Source organism: Mycobacterium szulgai, from assembly GCF_002116635.1.
In the GTDB taxonomy this organism is placed as follows: domain Bacteria; phylum Actinomycetota; class Actinomycetes; order Mycobacteriales; family Mycobacteriaceae; genus Mycobacterium; species Mycobacterium szulgai.
The window spans coordinates 37,323-54,675 of sequence record NZ_LQPW01000150.1; the positions used below are offsets into that span (position 1 = coordinate 37,323).

Here is a 17,353-nt window from a genome sequence, read left to right on the forward strand (position 1 = left end):
TATGGCCCATCAATCGACGGAACTCGTTCAGATCACCGATAAGGTGCACCTCGCCCGGGGCCCGGCCGTGAACTGGGTGCTGGTCACCGACGACACCGGTGTCATGCTGATCGATGCCGGCTATCCAGGCGACCGCGACGAGGTGCTGGCCTCGCTGCGCAAGCTTGGCTATGGCCCCGGCGACGTGCGGGCGATCCTGCTCACCCACGCCCACATCGACCATCTGGGCTCGGCCATCTGGTTCGCCAGCGAGCACGGCACGCCGGTGTACTGCCACGCCGACGAGGTCGGCCACGCCAAGCGGGAATACCTCGAGCAGGTCTCGATTGTCGATATCGCGCTGCGTATCTGGCGGCCCCGCTGGGCGGTGTGGACGGCGCACGTGGTGCGCAGCGGTGGGTTGATCCGCGACGGCATCCCGACCACCCAGCCGCTGACCGCCGACATAGCTCGCGCGTTGCCGGGCCACCCACGAGCCGTTTTCAGTCCGGGCCACACCAACGGGCACTGCTCGTATCTGGTCGACGGCGTGCTGGCCAGTGGCGACGCCCTGATCACCGGTCACCCGCTGTTGCGCCACCGCGGTCCGCAGCTATTGCCGGAGGTGTTCAGCTACAGCCAGCAAGACTGCATCCGCAGCCTGTCCGCACTCGCCCTGCTGGAGACCGACATCCTCGCCCCCGGCCACGGCGATCTGTGGCGTGGCCCCATCCGCGAGGCCACCGACGCCGCCATCAGGCTGGCAAGCTAACCCGCCCGCAGGTGCTCGCGCAGCGTCTCACCCTTGTACTCGGTGCGGTACAGGCCGCGCTCCTGCAGTAGCGGCACCACCTGGTCGACGAACTCGTCCAGGCCGTGCGGGGTGAGGTGCGGCACCAGGATGAACCCATCGCAGGCATCGGCCTGGACGTAGCGGTCCATCTCGTCGGCGATGCGCTCGGCGGTGCCGACGAACTGCTGGCGGCTGGTGACGGCGATTACCAATTCCCGGATCGACAGGTTTTCGGCCTGCGCGCGGTCCCGCCACTTGCGCGAGACCGCGATCGGGTCGACGTGCCGGACCCGCCCCTGGGTGATGTCGCTGTCGACCACCGGGTCGAAATCCGGCAGCGGGCCGTCGGGGTCGAAGTCCGAGAGCTCGCGGCCCCACACCTGCTCGAGCATCGCGATCGCGGTCGCGCCGCTGACCTGCTGGTAGCGGATGTGTCGCGCCTGGTCCTGGGCCTCGTCATCGGTGTCGCCGAGCACGAAGGTGGCGGCCGGAAAAACCTTGAGCTGGTCGGGATCTCGACCAGCGGCGACCGCACGGCCCTTCACGTCGGCGTAGTAGCGCTGACCGTCTTCCACGGAACCGTGCAGGGTGAACAGCGCGTCGGCGTGCCGGGCGCCGAAGGAACGGCCTTCGTCGGAGTCGCCGGCCTGCAACAACACCGGATGACCCTGCGGCCCGGCCGGCAATGTCGCAAACCCGCGCACCTGGAACTGGGTACCCGAGTATTCGACGCTGCGGATGCGGTCAGGGTCGACGTAGCTGCCTGCATCGGCGTCGGCCAGCACGGCGCCGGGCGCCCAGCTGTCCCAGAATCTTTGCGCCGCGGTGACGAATTCCTCGGCCCGCAGATACCGATCGGCGCGGTCGAGAAAGCCGCCGCGGCGGAAGTTGGCGCCGGTGAAGGCGTCCGACGAGGTGACGATATTCCAGCCGGCCCGGCCGCCGGACAGATGGTCCAGCGTCGCGAATTGCCTTGCCACTTCAAAGGGTTCGTTGAAGGTGGTGTTGATGGTCCCGGTCAGCCCGATCCGGTCGGTGACCGCGGCCAGCGCGGCCAGCACGGTGAACGTGTCGGGCCGGCCCACCACATCTAGGTCGTAGATGAGGCCGCGATGTTCACGCAGCCGCAGGCCCTCGGCCAGGAAGAAGAAATCGAAAAGGCCGCGCTCTGCGGTGCGGGCCATGTGCACGAACGAGTCGAATTCGATCTGGCTGCCGGCGCTCGGGTCGGTCCACACGGTGGTGTTGTTGACGCCCGGAAAGTGGGCGGCGAGGTGGATTCGTTTGCGGCTCAAGGGATTATTCCCCACCGCTGTGCGATCAGCTCATGTGAGCGCAACCGGTCCTGCTGCCGGTGGGTGACCGAGGTGATGACGAGTTCGTCGGCGCCGGCCACCCGCTGTAGCGCTTCGAGCCGCTGCGCCACCTCGTCGGGATTGCCGACGAATTGCGTTGCGGTGCGGTCTTTTACCACTTCCAGCTGCTCATCGGTCAGCGGCTCGCTGTGGTCCGGGTCGGGGTAAGGTATGGCGCCGCCGCCGGCGCGGATCGAGTACACCCAGTGGCCGTAGGTGGACGCGAGATGCCGTGCGGTTTCGGTGTCCTCGGCGACGACGATGTCGGCCGAGACGACGACGTAGGGCCGCGGCAGCGCCTGGGACGCAACGAAGGATTCGCGGTAGGCGTCGATGGCTTCCAGCGCGGTGGCCGGGGTGATGTGGTAGCTGGCGACGAACGGAAGGCCCAGTTCTCCGGCCAGGTGCGCGCTAGGACCTCTAGTACTGCCGAAGATCCACGGTGTCAGGTCGGCCCCTTCACCGGGCACGGCATGCAGATCGAAACCGTCGACCTGATAAGTACCGGCCAGCATGGCGATGATGTCGTCAACCTGGTCGGCGAAATCGGGCGCAACCGCTTCGGGCTGCTGCAGAACCGACATGATTGCCTGCACCTGACCCAGGCCCAGCAACTTTCGCAGATCGAACGGCGCCGGAATCACCACACCGTCTATCTCGTGCCACACCCGCGGCGGTTTGGACTCACGGGGTCTTGGCTTGGGTGATGGTTTGCGCCGCTGCCCGGACCGCCCCAGGCCGAGATCGATGCGTCCGGGGTAGAAGGCGTCGAGCATCCCGAAGCTCTCCACCACTGCGGCGGCCGTGGTGTGGCTCAGCTGGACGGCGGCCGAGCCCACCCGAATCCGGTTGGTAGCGGCCGCGATTTGGCCGATCAGCACGGCGGGCGACGCGCTGGCGACGGCGGCGAAATGGTGCTCGGCGATCCAGTAGCGGTGATAACCCCACCGTTCGGCGTGCTGGGCCAGCTCGATGGTGTTGTGCAGTGCGGTCGCGGCGTCGCCGCCGGCGCTTATCGGCACCAGGTCCAGGATCGACAGAGGGGTCACTGCGGCACCACCCGGTACCTGTTGGGCGCCACCGGCAGGCCGAGCCGCTGGCGCAGTGTCTGGCCATCCCGGTATTCGGCGCGAAAACGACCGGCCCGCTGCAGCATTGGTACCACCTCATCGACGATCACCGGAAGGTCGGCGGCATTGACGGCGGGCCGCAGCCGCGCGCCGTCAACGCCCACCCGCTGCCATTCCAGCAGCATGTCCACCAATTCCGTTGCATTGCCGCCCCACACCAGCGTGTCGGACCGGAAGTCCGTTTCACCGTGGAATGAAACCACCACGTCGGCAAGCACTTTCAACCTTTCGCCGACCCCGCGCACTTCGTGGAGAATGCGGGCAAGCGGGGCATCAGCCGTCGGCGTGATGAACACGATGTCACAACTGGCCGCCGCGAACTCATAAGCCGGACCGACGTGGGCCAGCGCCGCCACCACCGGCTGGCCCTGGGGCGGTCGCGGCGTGATCGATGGGCCCTTGACCGAGAAGTACTTGCCGGTGAAGTCGATGTAATGCAGTTTGGTCCGGTCGATGTAGCGGCCGGTGGCCGCGTCGCGGATGATCGCGTCGTCCTCCCAGCTGTCCCAGAGCCTGCGCACCACCTCGACGAAATCGACCGCCTCGCTGAACAATTCGGCCGGATTCACCTCGCGGCGGCCGAACAGCGCCGCCTCGTGCGTGGTCACACTGACCCGCGGCTGCCAGCCCGCCCGGCCGTGCGACGCATAGTCAAGGGTGGCAATGGATTTCGAGATGTGGAACGGCTCGGTGTGGGTGACGGTGGCGACCGGGATCAGACCGACGTGGCGGGTGACCGGCGCGATGCGGGCGGCGACGAGCACCGCATCTCCCCGCCCGGCCAGCCGCTTGGGGTCGATCCGTTCGCGGCGGCCCGGCTGCGGCATGAAGCTGTCGTCGATCGTCAGGAAGTCGAGCAGCCCGCGTTCGGCGGTACCGGCGAGGTCGGCCCAGTAGCCACCGCTGAGCACTGACTCGGCCGCCGGGGTGGCTCGCCAGGCCTGTGGATGCCAGCCGTACCCGTCGAGTGCGACCGCGAGATGCAGTTGGCCCGTCATGACAGTTCCTTCATGAAGGCGACGGGAAAGACCGGCCCCAGGGCGGGCAGCGGCCCGGGTAACCGGGTGTATCCGCCGGCGCGATACAACTCTTCGGCCTCGGGCTGGCGGTCGCCGGTCGTCAGGTAGACCTTGCGGTACCCGCGCGCGGCGATCTCGGCCTCCAGCTCGGCCAGCAGCGCTCGGGCGTATCCGCGCTGGCGGTATTCGCGGTCGGTCCAGACCCGCTTCAGCTCGGCGGTGTCCTCGTCGAATCGGCAGAACGCGCCGCCGGTGACCGACCGGCCGTCCAGGACCCCGATCAGCATGCCGCCGTCGGGCGGGGCGAATTCGTTGGGAAGGCTGTCGGTGAGCCAGGCCAGCACGGCCTCCCGCGCAATGCCGTAGCGCTGTGCGTATTCGACGGCCAGCTCGGCCAGCAGCGGTTGCGTGAGCGGATCGTCCAGGGTGGCCGGTACGAAGCGGAGCATCACGTCAATGTCCAACGCCGGTCACCCGGAAGCATTCCGGGTCGCGGTGACGTAGCGGGGGGTGATCGCCAGATCATGTTCGCTGATCGGCCGGCGTCCCGTCATGCCCACGGCGGCGAGCAGCTCGGGGAGGGTCCGCTCGGTTGTCGTCCAGCCGTGGGCCGCCAGAAATTCCGGGACCGAGCGGAATTCGTCGGCGTAGGTGAGCCTGGCCAGGTCAACGTCAAGACCCTGTTGCCGCCAGCGGTCGACGAAGGCGTGGCCTTCCTGCAATTGCAGCGGCGTCCAGGTGGGCATGTGGTCGGCGGCTAACCGGCTGCCGGGGGTACTGGCCGCGGTGACGTCGTGCAGTAGGCGGTCCTGCGCGTCGGGCGGCAGATAGCCGACGAGCAGGTTCTCCGCGATCCACACCGTGGGCCGGCCCGCGTCAAAACCGGCCCGCCGCAGCGCCGTCAGCCAATCCTGACGAAGGTCGACACCGACCGCGCAGCGGTTCGCTCCTAGCTTGGCACCCAGCGCCCGCAAGACCTGGGTTTTGAAGTCGATCACTGCCGGCTGATCGATCTCGTACACCGTCGTCCCAGGCGGCCACCGCAGCCGATACGGCCGCGTGTCCATTCCGGACGCCAGAATCACGACTTGGCGGATGCCGGCCTGCCCCGCGTCGGCGAGGAATTCGTCCACGAACCGGGCGTGTGCCGTGAGGATATAAATCAGGCCGCTCATTAAGACGTTGTCGACAAGTCCGGCGAAGTACTCCACTCCGGCGGCCCGAACCAACGGCTCGGCATAGGGGTCGTCGATCAGCCCCTTGCGGGTAGCCACGGCCCTGGCGGCCGCGCCGAAGGTGGCGGTCATTCCGACGCCGGTGGCCGGATCCCAGGTGTCGCCCTCGGTTCTGGTCATTGGTCGGTTCTGGTCGTTCAGCGGCGCCGCTGGGTGAGGCCGACGGCTGCTCGCCAGCCGAGCAGCAGCACCGCGGTGACCGTCGACGCCACCACAATGAAACTTGCCGCCACACCTGCCGAGCTCGCCTTACGCAACAACATGCCGACCGCCACCGTGCACACCCAGACGATCAGCCCGGTGGGCGCCACGGCCGTGGGACGCTGCCAAGCGCGCGAGAGCAGCCAACCGACCACCGTCCCGCTGAGGAACGGCCAGGCCGTGGTCGCGACGCCGGTGACGTTGATCCCCTCGTCATGGCTGCGGCGCCCGAGCGCGCAGAACACCAGGACGGCCACCACGTCTATGACGAGCCAGGCCGGCCCACGCCGCGGTTGCATGCAGCGAGATTACCGGGCCGGGCAGGATGAGGTGATGAGCACCGATACCCCGCCCGCCTTCGACCCCTACGACCCGCTGGGGCTGGACGCGTCGCTTTCCGAAGACGAGATCGCGGTGCGCGACACCGTGCGAAAGTTCTGCGCCGAGCACATCACCCCGCACGTCGCGAGCTGGTTCGAGGATGGCGATCTGCCGGTGGCGCGCGAATTGGCCAAACAGTTCGGCGAACTTGGCCTGCTGGGCATGCACTTGCACGGCTACGGCTGTGGCGGCGCCTCGGCCGTGCACTACGGCCTGGCGTGTCTGGAACTGGAAGCCGCCGACTCCGGTATCCGGTCGCTGGTGTCGGTGCAGGGGTCGCTGGCCATGTTCGCGATCTGGAATAACGGCTCGGAGGAGCAAAAGCAGCAGTGGCTGCCTGGCATGGCCGCGGGCGCGTTGCTTGGCTGCTTCGGATTGACCGAACCGGACGTCGGGTCTGACCCTGCCGCGATGAAAACCCGTGCGCGCCGCGATGGTTCGGATTGGGTGCTCAACGGGCGCAAAATGTGGATCACCAACGGGTCGATCGCCGACGTCGCAGTGGTCTGGGCCGCCACCGACGAAGGGGTTCGAGGCTTTGTGGTGCCCACCGATACGCCGGGCTTCACCGCCAACACCATCCACCACAAGCTGTCGCTGCGGGCGTCGATCACCAGCGAGTTGGTACTCGACGATGTACGGCTGCCGGGTGACGCGATGCTGCCTGGCGCGGTTGGCCTCAAGGGTCCGCTGGCGTGTCTGTCAGAGGCGCGCTACGGCATCGTCTGGGGTTCGATGGGCGCGGCGCGCTCGGCCTGGCAGGCGGCGCTGGATTATGCGAAGCAGCGCACCCAATTCGACCGGCCGATAGCCGGGTTCCAGCTGACCCAGGCGAAGCTGGTCGACATGGCGGTGGAGCTGCACAAGGGTCAGCTGCTGTCGCTGCACCTGGGCCGGCTCAAGGACAGTGTTGGCCTGCGGCCCGACCAGGTCAGCTTCGGCAAGCTCAATAACACCCGGGAGGCCATCGAGATTTGCCGGACCGCGCGAACCATACTGGGCGGCAACGGTATATCGCTGGAATATCCGGTGATCCGGCACATGGTCAACCTTGAATCGGTGCTCACCTACGAGGGCACGCCCGAGATGCACCAACTGGTTCTCGGTCAAGCCTTCACCGGCCTGGCCGCGTTCCGGTAGAACACAGGCATGCGGGTTTTGCGTCGAGTCTGTTGCGCGATTTTCGCTGTGCCGGTGCTGGCGGTCCTGGCTGTGCTGGCCGGCTGCGGCTCGGCTCAGCTTGCGCCGCCCCCGTCCTCGAACGAGGCAGCAGGCCAGGCCGACGGGGTCATGCGAGTGGTGCGGGACTTTATGGGGCAAGCCCATCTGCGGGCGGTTCTCGTTCGGGTGACCGTGGATGGCAAGGAGATCGTCACCCAGGCCGGCGGCGATTCGATGACCGGCGTACCGGCGACGACCGACATGCGGTTCCGCAATGGCGCGGTCGCGATCTCCTACGTGTCGACGCTACTGCTCAAGCTGGTCGACGAGAAGAAGGTGAGCCTGGACGACAAGCTGTCCCGTTGGCTGCCGGACTTTCCGCACGCCGACCGGGTCACCCTGGGCCAACTCGCCCAGATGACTTCGGGTTACCCGGACTATGTCTTGGGCAACGACGCGTTTGACGGCTTGTTCTACGCAAACCCCTTCCGGCAGTGGACAACTCAAGACCTACTCGCGCAGGTGTCCTCGCGGCCGCTGCTCTACGAGCCGGGGACGAACTGGAATTACGCGCACACCAACTACATTCTGCTGGGGCTGGCGCTGGAGAAGGCCACCGGTCAGGATATGCCGACCCTGCTGCACAATAAGGTACTTGCGCCGCTGGGGCTGACGGCCACCACCAATTCCGATACGCCGGCCATTCCCGTGCCCGCGCTGCACGCGTTCAGCTCCGAGCGCCGCGAGTTTTTGAAAATCCCTCCCGGAGTGCCGTTTTACGAGGAATCGACCTATTGGAATCCGTCCTGGACGATTACCCACGGGGCGATTCAGACGACGACCATCTACGACCTGGAAGCCACCGCGGCGGGTATCGGTTCGGGCAAGCTGCTGTCGGCGGAGTCGTTTAAGAAGTTGGTGTCCACCGATCTGCGCGGCAAGACACACACCCAGCCGGATTGCCCCACCTGTTTCGAGCAGACGGATGGCTACACCTATGGTCTGGGGATTGTCATCTCCGGTCATTGGTTGCTGCAGAATCCGATGTTCGGCGGCTACGCCGCGGTGGAGGCGTACCTGCCGTCGCAGCGGATCGCGATTGCCGTCGCCGTTACCTTTGCGCCCGAGGCCTTTGACGACCAAGGCAACTACCGAAATCAGGCCGACATGCTGTTCCGCAAGATCGGTGCCGAAATCGCGCCGAACGACGCCCCGCCCATGCCGCCCGGGAGGTAGCCAATGCGTTTCGCGTTTCTGATTATCGTTGCTTTACTGGGGTTTTCGGCATTCTCGCCGTCGGCGGGTGCCGATCCCGGTGCAGTCTTGCCGCCGATGACGTCGACCGGGGCCGGGCCGGTGATCGGCGGCGGCGGTGCGTCGGGGATTCCGCAGCAGCTGTTCAGCTTCGGCACGCCCAACGTCCAAGAGGTCGACGGCTCGGATGCAGCCCAATTCATCACCGCCGCAGCGGGAGTGACCGATCGCGACCTTGCGGGGGTGTTCTTGCCGCTGCAGCGGGCGTTGGGCTGCCAGGTGAACAACGCGGGCTTCGGGGCCCGGGCATACCGTCGCGCCGACGGGCAATGGGGCGGTGCGATGCTGGTCATCGCCAAGAGCACCGTCCCCAACCTTGACGCTCTGGTCAGTTGCGTGAAGTCGGCGTGGCGTAGACCGTCCGCCGGTACCGAGACGTCGATGTGCAACAGCGGCTGGAGCTATCCGCCTTACAGCGATACCCGCCGCGGCGAGGGCTACTTTGTATTGTTGTCCGGTACCGCGTCGGACTTCTGCAGTCCGCTCAACGCGAAGTACCGCACGACCGCAAGTGCGTGGCCTAGCTAGGGGGGTTAGCGGCGGTCGGTATCCCAACCGCCGCAGAATCGTCCGTCAACGCGGTACCCATCGGATGCAATAGATGGCGCATCAGGAGAAACTCGGTGCGTACATGCCGGTCCATGGCTCCGGCGAAGCAGCGGGAGAAGTACAGCCGCCACAGCGGGTCCAGCCAGCGACCGTGCGCAGTCCAGCCGACCGTTACTGTGTGGCGCACGCGGACCTCCTGCCCAGCGGTACTTAGCGCCAAGGTCACCCGGACGGGCAGGCGTAGCCGACCTCGGCGCAGCTGCCAAGCAATCCTTTCGGCCGGCACGGCGTCAATCACCTCACCAAGCATTCGCACGCGCCGCGAACCGACATACTCGTCCATCAGCACGAGATCGCCGACATGATCACCGCCGGTACCGTGCTTGAGCAGATGGAACTCCAGGTGCGTGCCCGGCCACCAGGCCTGGTATGTGTCATCTCGGCAATCGAGCATGAAGTCGGTGACCTCACGACCGGTCAAACCTTCGACGGCCACCTCGGACTCGAGGGTGAGCACCCGAAGCTCCTTTCACTTCGCCACGTTTCTCGCCGAAGCGAATTTATCCGCTGGGATCCGTCAGGTTCGAGGAGTCCTTGCCCAGCATTCGCCGTTCCCCCTTCACGAACACCGCTTGCTGTTCCCCGCGTAGTTCCGCGGCCAGGTCATGCTCGAAGGCCGGCACTATCAATCGGCGGCGCTTCAGCTCTCGGTCGAGCGCCTTGATGAAAAGGCCCTCGCCGGAGCTGCGCCAGCCCAATACGGCCCGTTCATTCATGACGTCGCGAGTTTGCGCCGCACGCGGGCAGGCGGCCACCAACTCCAGCGAGGCGCGCAGGTCGAGGGTCGTGGTGACCCCGCACGACGGCGACGCACCGATTCCGACTATCCCGTCGACTGCGATGCCCACCTTTTGGTAATCCGCCACGTCGCGCGCCACCTTTCGCGCCAGACGCCGGTAGATGATTTTTGTCCACCAGACAAAGACATTCAGCAGAACGCCACGCACCGGGTAAAGCGGCCCCGCGTTTCGAGTCGTAAAGCAGCAGGATGTGGCGTTTGAGCACGCCGCCCCAAGCCAGCCGCTCCGGGCAGGGGAGCTGATGGATGCCGCGGCCCGCGGCGGTGAGTTCATCGACAACCTCGGCCACCGCCCCGGGCCGGGTAGCTCCGCCCGCATAGCGGGTGTTCTCGTTCAGCAGGCAATGCGATACGAGAACGACCCGTCGACTGCGGTCGTCACGTAATTGGTCGAGCAGTATCAAGGCGATACTGATTGGGGTTGCTGCGCCACGCCCGGACTCTGGTTGACCTGGCCATTCGTCGCGGGTCCGCTCACCTCCCGCAACAGGCGAGGTTCCGCGCGCCAGCCCGCGTACCCCAGGGCCAGGCTCACCGCGGAATAGACAACAGCCTCAGTCCACATGAATCCGACGCCCCATCTCCTACCGAGGAAGATTGGCTCGTCGATGATCCCGCTAGATGCGGCAATGGCGTAGCCCGCGTGTGCGTAGGCGATTCCGGCGAACGCTCCGCAGAAGAACTTGCTCACTTCGCGGTTCATGTCGGTTTCCTCTCTTGTCGACTAACGGGTGTTCGGCATCACTGTCGGCCTGCTCGGGGCGCCGGAGCTAGGGGCCAAAGTCCATCCGCCCCGGGCCCTTCGTCTGGCCTTCGGAACCGATGTGATGAGACATGCCCTATCCGCTGATCTCCGAACGCGGAACTACCGCGGGACGGAATCCCGCTCGGTTGCTGGTCGGGTTGACCGCGCTCTCGCTGCGCGGCGCCATGGTGATTGGCAAACCGCCGAGCATGCTCGGGCTGCCGTCTGGCTGGACCACCCGAACGCCGCCGACGTCCGCTCCCGCTAGCCGAGCCGCGACGAGCCGCTTCCGGGCCCGCCGCCGCGGCCGTGATATAAATCGCCGACTCGACTGTGCACCTGCGGCTTTGAGTTTGCACACACGGCGGCCCAACCGCGAATCGACCGCCAAGGACGCACACTCGAAGCCAAGAACGCACACGCGAAGCGGGCCTGGGCGTGGGCGAGCCGCATACGCGGCGTCCTTATTTACGTAGTGGCGCATAGCGGCGAGCTGCGGCGCATACGCGACGGGCCACTGGCGAGCCCGCGACGAGCCGCTTCCGGGCCCGCCGCCGCGGCCGCGATACAAATCGCAGACTCGACTGTGCACCTGCGGCTTTGAGTTTGCACACACGGCGGCCCAACCGCGAATCGACCGCCAAGGACGCACACTCGAAGCCAAGAACGCACACTCGAAGCGAACCGTGGCGCACCGCAACCGTCGGCCGACTCGATTAGAGCGACCGCGGCAGCACCGTGGGACGAAACCCGGCCCGGAAAGTCGCCGCAGTACCCGGACCTTCGCCGCGCGCGGTCATGCTGATCGGCAGACCGCCAAGCATGCTGCCGGCCCCAGCGACCGGCTGAACCGCGGAAACGCCGCCGACACCCGGTAAACGGGAGGCAAGAGGACTCGGCGCGCCAACCGCCCCGGTGAACGCGGCCCAACTCCGCGGCACCGACAACGGCCCCAGCGACATCGCCCCGCCTACTTCTGCCGATACCTCCGCCGCGGGCAGCGCCAATCCGGTGAGCTGGTTGGTCACCGTCGAGCCGAGCGCGGTCGCTTCACGGCCTAGCGACTCAACCGCAGTCGCCGACGAGCCGAATGCCTTGGCCACCGAACTCATCGAGGACATCGCCGACATCGACGAACTCATCGTCGAAGCAGCCGAACTCACCGGCGAAACGAGGGAGCTCAACATGCTGATGTCCTCCAAGAAGCGGGAGCCATCCCCGTCGACCGGCGACGTGAACGCCGTCAAGACCGACGCGGCCGCCGAGGCGCCGGCATACCCATACATGGCCGCCGCATCCTGGGCCCACATTTCGCTGTAGTGCGCCTCTACCGTCGCGATCGCGGGCGTGTTGATACCCAACACATTGGTAGCCGTCAAAGCCATTAACAATGTCCGGTTGGCCTCAATCACCGGCGGGGGCACCGTGGCCGCGAATGCTGTAGCGAATGCGCCGGCAGCCGCGCGCATTTGGGCTGCGGTGTGCTGCGCCTGTGCGGCGCTGGCAGTCAGCCATCCCAGGTATGGGGCGGTCGCAGTGACCATCGCCACCGACGCCGCACCCAGCCAGGGCTCATCGGTCAGCGCCGTAATGACCGCGCCGGCAGAGCTCGCCGTCGAGTACAGCTCGTCGGCAACCGTTTCCCAGGCCGACGCGGCAACCAGCATCGACCCGGCGCCGGGGCCCGCGTACATCTTCCCGGAGTTGATCTCCGGCGGTAACGCACCAAAGTCCATTTCCTTTGCTCCCAAGCCATTCCGTCGCATGAAAAGGGTCAGCGAACACCGGCCGTGGGCAACAGCGCGCACGGCCTGGCGCTGACCGCTCAGCGACGGACTTGGCAGATCCGGGTCAGAAGCGTGCGACCGGACACGACGACGACGCCGGCCGGCGGGCCGCGGCCACCCGGGGCACCGATGCAGAAAAACAGGAAAACGGCGACGCCCGCAACTGCCACCAAACCGAGCACAACCCACGCCGTTGCCGGCGGCGGCAACGGCAAGGTCGCGAAGTTCGGCGGGCATGGCTTGGCCGGACCGTAGAGATGGCCTTGGTCGCCGGCGACCGCGGTCAGCGAAGAATCAGAGTGCCGGAGGTCGAGGCGCGGGATTGCGCAATGCACGCCGGCGATGCCGAACGCCAGCCACGCCACCACGACAGCAGCAATGGCGCGTCGCGACCCGATCACCGGACCGATGATATACCCCCCACCCGTATCTGTAAACCCGCGGCTGCTGTCGAGAGCGGGCCGGCTAGTCGTACGGTGTACATGCGCTGCAGTGACCAGACTGAAGGAGGACCATGACGCCCCCATCCAGCGAAACGGGCAGGCGCCACCGCGTCGTCATCATCGGAAGCGGGTTCGGCGGCCTGAATGCGGCCAAAGCGCTCAAGCGGGCCGACGTCGAGGTCACCTTGATTTCGAAGACCACCACCCACTTGTTCCAGCCACTGCTGTACCAAGTCGCGACCGGCATCCTGTCCGAAGGCGACATCGCCCCGACCACCCGGCTGATCCTGCGCAAGCAGAAGAACGTCAGGGTGTTGCTGGGCGAGGTCGAAGCGATCGATCTGACGGCCAAGACCGTCACGTCGAAACTGATGGGCATGGAGACGGTCACCCCTTACGACAGTCTCATCGTCGCCGCCGGCGCGCAGCAGTCCTACTTCGGCAACGACCACTTCGCCACCTACGCGCCGGGCATGAAAACGATCGACGACGCACTCGAATTGCGCGGCCGCATCCTCGGCGCGTTCGAAGCCGCCGAGGTCGCCACCGACCATGACGAGCGCGAACGTCGGCTGACGTTCGTCGTCGTCGGCGCCGGACCCACCGGCGTCGAGTTGGCCGGCGAGATCGTCCAACTCGCCGAGCGCACCCTGGCCGGCGCCTTCCGCACCATTACACCCAGCGAATGCCGGGTGATCCTGCTCGATGCCGCACCCGCGGTGTTGCCGCCGATGGGCACCAAGTTGGGCCTCAAAGCCCAACACCGGCTGGAAAAGATGGACGTCGAGGTCCAGCTCAACGCGATGGTGAGCGCCGTCGACTACAAGGGCATCACGATCAAGGAAAAGGACGGCACCGAGCGGCGCATCGAATGCGCGTGCAAAGTGTGGGCGGCCGGCGTCCAGGCCAGCCCGCTGGGCAAGATGGTGACCGAGCAGTCCGACGGAACCGAAACCGACCGCGCCGGACGGGTTGTCGTCGAACCCGACCTCACCGTGAAGGGGCACCCGCACGTCTTCGTCGTCGGCGACCTGATGTCGGTGCCCAACGTGCCCGGGATGGCGCAGGGCGCGATCCAGGGCGCGCACTACGCCACGAGGATCATCAAGAACACCGTCAAAGGCAAGGACGACCCGGCCACCCGCGAGCCGTTCAAGTACTTCAACAAGGGCAGCATGGCCCTGGTGTCGCGGTACACCGCCGTCGCCCAGGTCGGCAAGCTGGAGTTCGCCGGTTTCATCGCTTGGTTGGCGTGGCTGGTGCTGCATCTGTATTACCTGGTGGGCCACCGGAACCGGATCGCGGCGATGTTCTCCTGGGGGATCTCATTCCTGGGCCGCACTCGTGGGCAGATGGCCATCACCAGCCAGATGGTCTATGCGCGCGTGGTGACGCAGTGGATGGAGGCACAGACCCAGGGAGCGCTGGCGGCGGCCGAACGCGCCGAACAAGCAGAACAGCAGGCGACCGGCTAACTCAAGGCCTGGTCGATATCGGCGATCAGGTCGTCGGTGCCCTCCAGGCCGACGGAGATGCGGACCACGCCGTCACCGAGCCCGATCGCGGCGCGGCCCTCGGGGCCCATCGCCCGATGCGTCGTCGTCGCGGGGTGGGTGACAAGCGATTTGGCGTCGCCGAGGTTGTTGGAGATATCGATCAGGCGCAACTTGTCCAGGACTTCGAAGACCCGTTGCTTGGCGGCACTCTCGGCGACGTCGAGCTCGAAGGTGACAACCGTTCCGCCGCCTGACATTTGACGCTTGGCCAGGTCGTATTGCGGGTGCGACGGGAGGTACGGGTAACGCACCCATCGCACCGCGGGATGGCCTTCCAGGAACTCCGCGATACGCTGCGCCGAGGAATTGCTGTAATCGACCCGAATCGCAAGTGTCTCAAGGCCTTTCAACAGCACCCACGCGTTGAACGCACTCAGCGCCGGGCCGGTGTGGCGCATCAGCTTCTGCACCGGACCGTCGATGTACTCCTGGTCGCCGAGGATGGCACCGCCCAGCACCCGGCCCTGACCGTCGATGTGCTTGGTGCCCGAATACACCACCACGTCAACTCCGAGTGGAAAGCCCTGCTGTAGCAATGGTGTGGCAAAAACGTTGTCCAGCACCACCTTTGCGCCCACTGCGTGTGCCATCTCGGTCACCGCGGCGATATCCACCAGGGATTGCATCGGATTCGACGGCGTCTCGAAGAACACCGCCTGGGTGGGCACCGATAGCGCCTGCTCCCATTGCGAAAGGTCGTCGCCGTCGACGAAAACGGTCTCCACACCCCAGCGCGGCAAGATCTCGTTACACACCACGAAACACGAGCCGAACAGGCTGCGCGCGGCGACCAACCGGTCCCCGGCGCCCAGCAGCGCCCCCAGCGAGGTGAACACCGCGGCCATGCCGCTGGCGGTGGCGAACGCCGCCGGGGCGCCTTCGATCAGCCGCAGCCGTTCCTGGAACATGCTGATCGTCGGGTTGCCGTAGCGCGAGTACACAAAGTGGTCCGACTCGCCGGTGAACGACTGCTCGGCCACCTCGGCCGACCGGTAGACATAGCCAGACGTCATGAACATCGCCTCGGCGGTCTCTTCGAACCCGGAGCGCAACAGACCGCCGCGCACGCCGATGGTCGCCTGGCTCACGCCGTCGGGCAGCGCCTTGGGCGTGCGGACCGAGGGCTCCTCGGTCACCCCTGTCTCCAGGGCAACCCCAGCGCTCGCCAGCCGGTTTCGCCGCGGTGTGCATGGGCGTCGAGGTGTCCTTCGAAGCCGTCCAGCACGTTGTAGGACGGGCCGATGCCCGCCTCGGTCGCGACTTCGGCCGCACCGATGGAGCGGTTACCCGAGCGGCACAAAAAGATCACCGGCCGATCGTCTTGACCTGTGGGAACCTGCTCCTGCAGTTGGGCCAGGAAGCCGTCGTTGGGCTGGCCGTTGCTCTTGTTCCACTCGATGAAAACCACTTCACGGCCCAGGCTGGACAGGTCGGGTACACCGACGAAACTCCATTCGGCGTCGGTGCGCACGTCGACCAGTACTGCCCGGGGATTGTCGCTGAGCATCTTCCATGCCTCGAGCGGCGTTATGTCTCCTGCGTAGCTCACTCGCGTGAGTCTCGCATATCAAGGCGGGTAGCGACGTCGCGGGCGCGGTCGCGAGCGGCCGCCACCTCGGGCGCGGTGGCCAACGCCAGCCCGATGCCGCTGGACGCCCCAACGGGCACCGGCCGTTTCGTTTGCCCGAACAACCGGACATCGCTTTCCGGCACGCGCAGTGCCGCGGTCAGCGCTTCGGCACCCGGCGGTGTACCCGTCACCTCCCGGGCGGCACCCGGCGACACCATTATGGTGTCCACCGCCACCCCCAGAATGGCCCGCGCCTGCAACTCGAACGCCGAAAGCCGCTGGCTGCGCAGGGTGACCCAGCTGCTGACGGTGGGGTGCGCGGTTACATCGGCGAAGTACACCTCGTCGCCGTTGATCATCAATTCGACGCTGAAGACGCCGCGCCCGCCGAGCGCCTTGACGATGCGCGCCGCAATCGATCTGGCCGCATCCAGCGCCGGCGTGCTCATCTGCTGGGGTTGCCAGGACTCCAGCGCACCGCCGTCGGCGCGGTGGTGACCAACGGGTGCACAGAACTCGATTACCGGCCCGTCCGGGCCGTCGCTGCGCACAACGATCATCGTGACCAGAAATTCGACCTCGACCACCGACTCGACCCATACGGAGTAGGCCTCACCAGGCGTGTCGCCCCCGCCGGCGTGCTGCCAGGCGACCTTGACCTGGTCTGGACCCTTAACCAGCGATTGCCCCTGGCCGGGTGTCCCCGCGCTCGGTTTGACCAGCAACGGGAAGCCGGCATGGGCGGCGACGGCCTCGAGTTCAGCGAGCGATCCGACGAACCAGAACGGCGCGGTGGGCAGGCCCAGCTGATCAGCGGCCAGCTTGCGCAGCCCTTCCCGGTCGGCCGTCACACGGACGGCGCGCGCACTGGGCACCAGTTCGGTGTGGCCGCCTTCGGAATCTGCCTGCTCGGCTTCGCTGAGACTGAGGTCGTTGAGAGCCTTGACGGAAACCGCGTCGGTGAGGGTCACGACGAAGTCCGGTTGCAAGCGCCCGAATAACCCCGCCAGTTCGGCCGCGTCGGTAAGCTCGGCGACGAGCGCCTGGTCGGCTACTCGGTGTGCGGGGGCATCGGGAGAACCGTCTACGGCTATCACCTCGGCGCCCAGCCGCTGCAGCGCGATCGTCAGCTCCCGTCCAAGTTCATCCGAACCCAGCAGCAGCACCCGGGGGCCGTCAGTCACCTGCTCACCCTTCCATAAGAGAACGACGCGTCTGGGCTCATTTTTGGGAATCTTATGTAACTCTGCTGATAGGTGCCTGTGTACCTTGGCGA

At 66.5% G+C, this 17,353-nt stretch carries 20 protein-coding genes; 6 read left to right on the top strand and 14 right to left on the bottom strand.

Features of this window, described 5'->3' with window-relative positions; all coding sequences use genetic code 11:
* The first annotated feature begins 1 nt into the window (after position 1).
* The gene (locus AWC27_RS22445) at positions 2–751 is read left to right on the top strand and encodes an MBL fold metallo-hydrolase (RefSeq protein ID WP_085672494.1); all 750 of its coding nucleotides are present in this window, start codon (positions 2–4) and stop codon (positions 749–751) included.
* On the opposite strand, the gene AWC27_RS22450 is transcribed toward AWC27_RS22445, so the two are convergent.
* Genes AWC27_RS22450 through AWC27_RS22475 form a run of 6 tightly spaced genes read right to left on the bottom strand, consistent with a single transcriptional unit; the run spans position 748 to position 6,011 of the window.
* On the bottom strand, positions 748–2,067 hold the full coding sequence (locus tag AWC27_RS22450; protein WP_085672495.1) for an NtaA/DmoA family FMN-dependent monooxygenase: 1,320 nt from the start codon (positions 2,065–2,067) through the stop codon (positions 748–750). The genes AWC27_RS22445 and AWC27_RS22450 overlap by 4 nt on opposite strands.
* Positions 2,064–3,176 (bottom strand): LLM class flavin-dependent oxidoreductase, encoded by a 1,113-nt coding sequence (locus AWC27_RS22455; RefSeq protein WP_085672496.1) that lies wholly within the window; start codon positions 3,174–3,176, stop codon positions 2,064–2,066. The genes AWC27_RS22450 and AWC27_RS22455 overlap by 4 nt, the downstream gene beginning before the upstream one ends.
* Positions 3,173–4,255 (bottom strand): LLM class flavin-dependent oxidoreductase, encoded by a 1,083-nt coding sequence (locus tag AWC27_RS22460; RefSeq protein WP_085672497.1) that lies wholly within the window; start codon positions 4,253–4,255, stop codon positions 3,173–3,175. The genes AWC27_RS22455 and AWC27_RS22460 overlap by 4 nt, the downstream gene beginning before the upstream one ends.
* Positions 4,252–4,725 (bottom strand): GNAT family N-acetyltransferase, encoded by a 474-nt coding sequence (locus tag AWC27_RS22465; RefSeq protein ID WP_085672498.1) that lies wholly within the window; start codon positions 4,723–4,725, stop codon positions 4,252–4,254. Before AWC27_RS22465 ends, AWC27_RS22460 begins: the two co-directional genes overlap by 4 nt.
* A gap of 21 nt (positions 4,726–4,746) precedes the next feature.
* Positions 4,747–5,631 carry an SAM-dependent methyltransferase gene (locus AWC27_RS22470; RefSeq protein WP_085672499.1) on the bottom strand — a complete coding sequence of 295 codons (885 nt, stop codon included), beginning with the start codon at positions 5,629–5,631 and terminating at the stop codon, positions 4,747–4,749.
* Between the two features lie 17 nt (positions 5,632–5,648).
* Positions 5,649–6,011 carry a DUF3054 domain-containing protein gene (locus AWC27_RS22475; RefSeq protein ID WP_085672500.1) on the bottom strand — a complete coding sequence of 121 codons (363 nt, stop codon included), beginning with the start codon at positions 6,009–6,011 and terminating at the stop codon, positions 5,649–5,651.
* 34 nt (positions 6,012–6,045) lie between these two features.
* Here AWC27_RS22475 and AWC27_RS22480 point away from each other — a divergent pair, with 34 nt between their 5' ends.
* From AWC27_RS22480 to AWC27_RS22490, 3 genes are read left to right on the top strand one after another with little or no spacing between them, the layout of a single operon-like run.
* On the top strand, positions 6,046–7,233 hold the full coding sequence (locus AWC27_RS22480; protein ID WP_085672522.1) for an acyl-CoA dehydrogenase: 1,188 nt from the start codon (positions 6,046–6,048) through the stop codon (positions 7,231–7,233).
* 9 nt (positions 7,234–7,242) lie between these two features.
* Positions 7,243–8,490, top strand: a complete 1,248-nt coding sequence (locus AWC27_RS22485; protein ID WP_085672501.1) for a serine hydrolase domain-containing protein — start codon at positions 7,243–7,245, stop codon at positions 8,488–8,490.
* Between the two features lie 3 nt (positions 8,491–8,493).
* A complete protein-coding gene (locus tag AWC27_RS22490; protein WP_085672502.1) occupies positions 8,494–9,096 on the top strand; it encodes a hypothetical protein in 603 nt (200 codons plus the stop codon).
* On the opposite strand, the gene AWC27_RS22495 is transcribed toward AWC27_RS22490, so the two are convergent.
* Positions 9,089–9,634, bottom strand: coding sequence for a hypothetical protein (locus tag AWC27_RS22495; protein ID WP_085672503.1), 546 nt, complete (start codon positions 9,632–9,634; stop codon positions 9,089–9,091). The two genes, AWC27_RS22490 and AWC27_RS22495, sit on opposite strands and share 8 nt — an antisense overlap.
* Before the next feature lie 43 nt (positions 9,635–9,677).
* A complete protein-coding gene (locus AWC27_RS22500) occupies positions 9,678–10,043 on the bottom strand; it encodes a hypothetical protein (protein ID WP_139837154.1) in 366 nt (121 codons plus the stop codon).
* Positions 10,044–10,167: 124 nt separating this feature from the next.
* On the opposite strand from AWC27_RS22500, the gene AWC27_RS22505 reads away from it, so the two are divergent.
* On the top strand, positions 10,168–10,362 hold the full coding sequence (locus AWC27_RS22505) for a hypothetical protein (protein WP_085672505.1): 195 nt from the start codon (positions 10,168–10,170) through the stop codon (positions 10,360–10,362).
* Between the two features lie 14 nt (positions 10,363–10,376).
* On the opposite strand, the gene AWC27_RS22510 is transcribed toward AWC27_RS22505, so the two are convergent.
* The 3 genes from AWC27_RS22510 to lpqS form a co-directional block, all read right to left on the bottom strand.
* Positions 10,377–10,679 carry a hypothetical protein gene (locus AWC27_RS22510; protein ID WP_211281693.1) on the bottom strand — a complete coding sequence of 101 codons (303 nt, stop codon included), beginning with the start codon at positions 10,677–10,679 and terminating at the stop codon, positions 10,377–10,379.
* A 758-nt stretch (positions 10,680–11,437) separates the two neighbouring features.
* On the bottom strand, positions 11,438–12,457 hold the full coding sequence (locus tag AWC27_RS22515) for a PPE family protein (protein WP_085672506.1): 1,020 nt from the start codon (positions 12,455–12,457) through the stop codon (positions 11,438–11,440).
* A gap of 89 nt (positions 12,458–12,546) precedes the next feature.
* Positions 12,547–12,909 (bottom strand): putative copper homeostasis (lipo)protein LpqS, encoded by a 363-nt coding sequence (lpqS, locus tag AWC27_RS22520; RefSeq protein WP_085672507.1) that lies wholly within the window; start codon positions 12,907–12,909, stop codon positions 12,547–12,549.
* A gap of 113 nt (positions 12,910–13,022) precedes the next feature.
* Here lpqS and AWC27_RS22525 point away from each other — a divergent pair, with 113 nt between their 5' ends.
* Entirely contained in the window at positions 13,023–14,426 is a 1,404-nt protein-coding gene (locus tag AWC27_RS22525; protein WP_085672508.1) for an NAD(P)/FAD-dependent oxidoreductase, read from the top strand.
* Here AWC27_RS22525 and AWC27_RS22530 read toward each other — a convergent pair.
* Genes AWC27_RS22530 through purT form a run of 3 tightly spaced genes read right to left on the bottom strand, consistent with a single transcriptional unit; the run spans position 14,423 to position 17,312 of the window.
* The gene (locus AWC27_RS22530; protein ID WP_085672509.1) at positions 14,423–15,643 is read right to left on the bottom strand and encodes an O-succinylhomoserine sulfhydrylase; all 1,221 of its coding nucleotides are present in this window, start codon (positions 15,641–15,643) and stop codon (positions 14,423–14,425) included. The genes AWC27_RS22525 and AWC27_RS22530 overlap by 4 nt on opposite strands.
* Positions 15,640–16,056, bottom strand: a complete 417-nt coding sequence (locus tag AWC27_RS22535) for a rhodanese-like domain-containing protein (RefSeq protein ID WP_085672510.1) — start codon at positions 16,054–16,056, stop codon at positions 15,640–15,642. The genes AWC27_RS22530 and AWC27_RS22535 overlap by 4 nt, the downstream gene beginning before the upstream one ends.
* Positions 16,053–17,312, bottom strand: coding sequence for a formate-dependent phosphoribosylglycinamide formyltransferase (gene purT / locus AWC27_RS22540; RefSeq protein WP_425437502.1), 1,260 nt, complete (start codon positions 17,310–17,312; stop codon positions 16,053–16,055). The genes AWC27_RS22535 and purT overlap by 4 nt, the downstream gene beginning before the upstream one ends.
* Between the last annotated feature and the right edge of the window lie 41 nt (positions 17,313–17,353).

Bases quoted from the DNA above. Each gene is read 5' to 3' on its own strand.
- AWC27_RS22480 (WP_085672522.1), top strand. From the start codon at position 6,046: ATGAGCACCGATACCCCGCCCGCCTTCGACCCCTACGACCCGCTGGGG.
- AWC27_RS22465 (WP_085672498.1), bottom strand. From the start codon at position 4,725: ATGCTCCGCTTCGTACCGGCCACCCTGGACGATCCGCTCACGCAACCG.
- AWC27_RS22470 (WP_085672499.1), bottom strand. From the start codon at position 5,631: ATGACCAGAACCGAGGGCGACACCTGGGATCCGGCCACCGGCGTCGGA.
- AWC27_RS22475 (WP_085672500.1), bottom strand. From the start codon at position 6,011: ATGCAACCGCGGCGTGGGCCGGCCTGGCTCGTCATAGACGTGGTGGCC.
- AWC27_RS22525 (WP_085672508.1), top strand. From the start codon at position 13,023: ATGACGCCCCCATCCAGCGAAACGGGCAGGCGCCACCGCGTCGTCATC.
- AWC27_RS22445 (WP_085672494.1), top strand. From the start codon at position 2: ATGGCCCATCAATCGACGGAACTCGTTCAGATCACCGATAAGGTGCAC.
- AWC27_RS22490 (WP_085672502.1), top strand. From the start codon at position 8,494: ATGCGTTTCGCGTTTCTGATTATCGTTGCTTTACTGGGGTTTTCGGCA.
- AWC27_RS22460 (WP_085672497.1), bottom strand. From the start codon at position 4,255: ATGACGGGCCAACTGCATCTCGCGGTCGCACTCGACGGGTACGGCTGG.
- AWC27_RS22510 (WP_211281693.1), bottom strand. From the start codon at position 10,679: ATGAACCGCGAAGTGAGCAAGTTCTTCTGCGGAGCGTTCGCCGGAATC.
- AWC27_RS22515 (WP_085672506.1), bottom strand. From the start codon at position 12,457: ATGGACTTTGGTGCGTTACCGCCGGAGATCAACTCCGGGAAGATGTAC.
- AWC27_RS22485 (WP_085672501.1), top strand. From the start codon at position 7,243: ATGCGGGTTTTGCGTCGAGTCTGTTGCGCGATTTTCGCTGTGCCGGTG.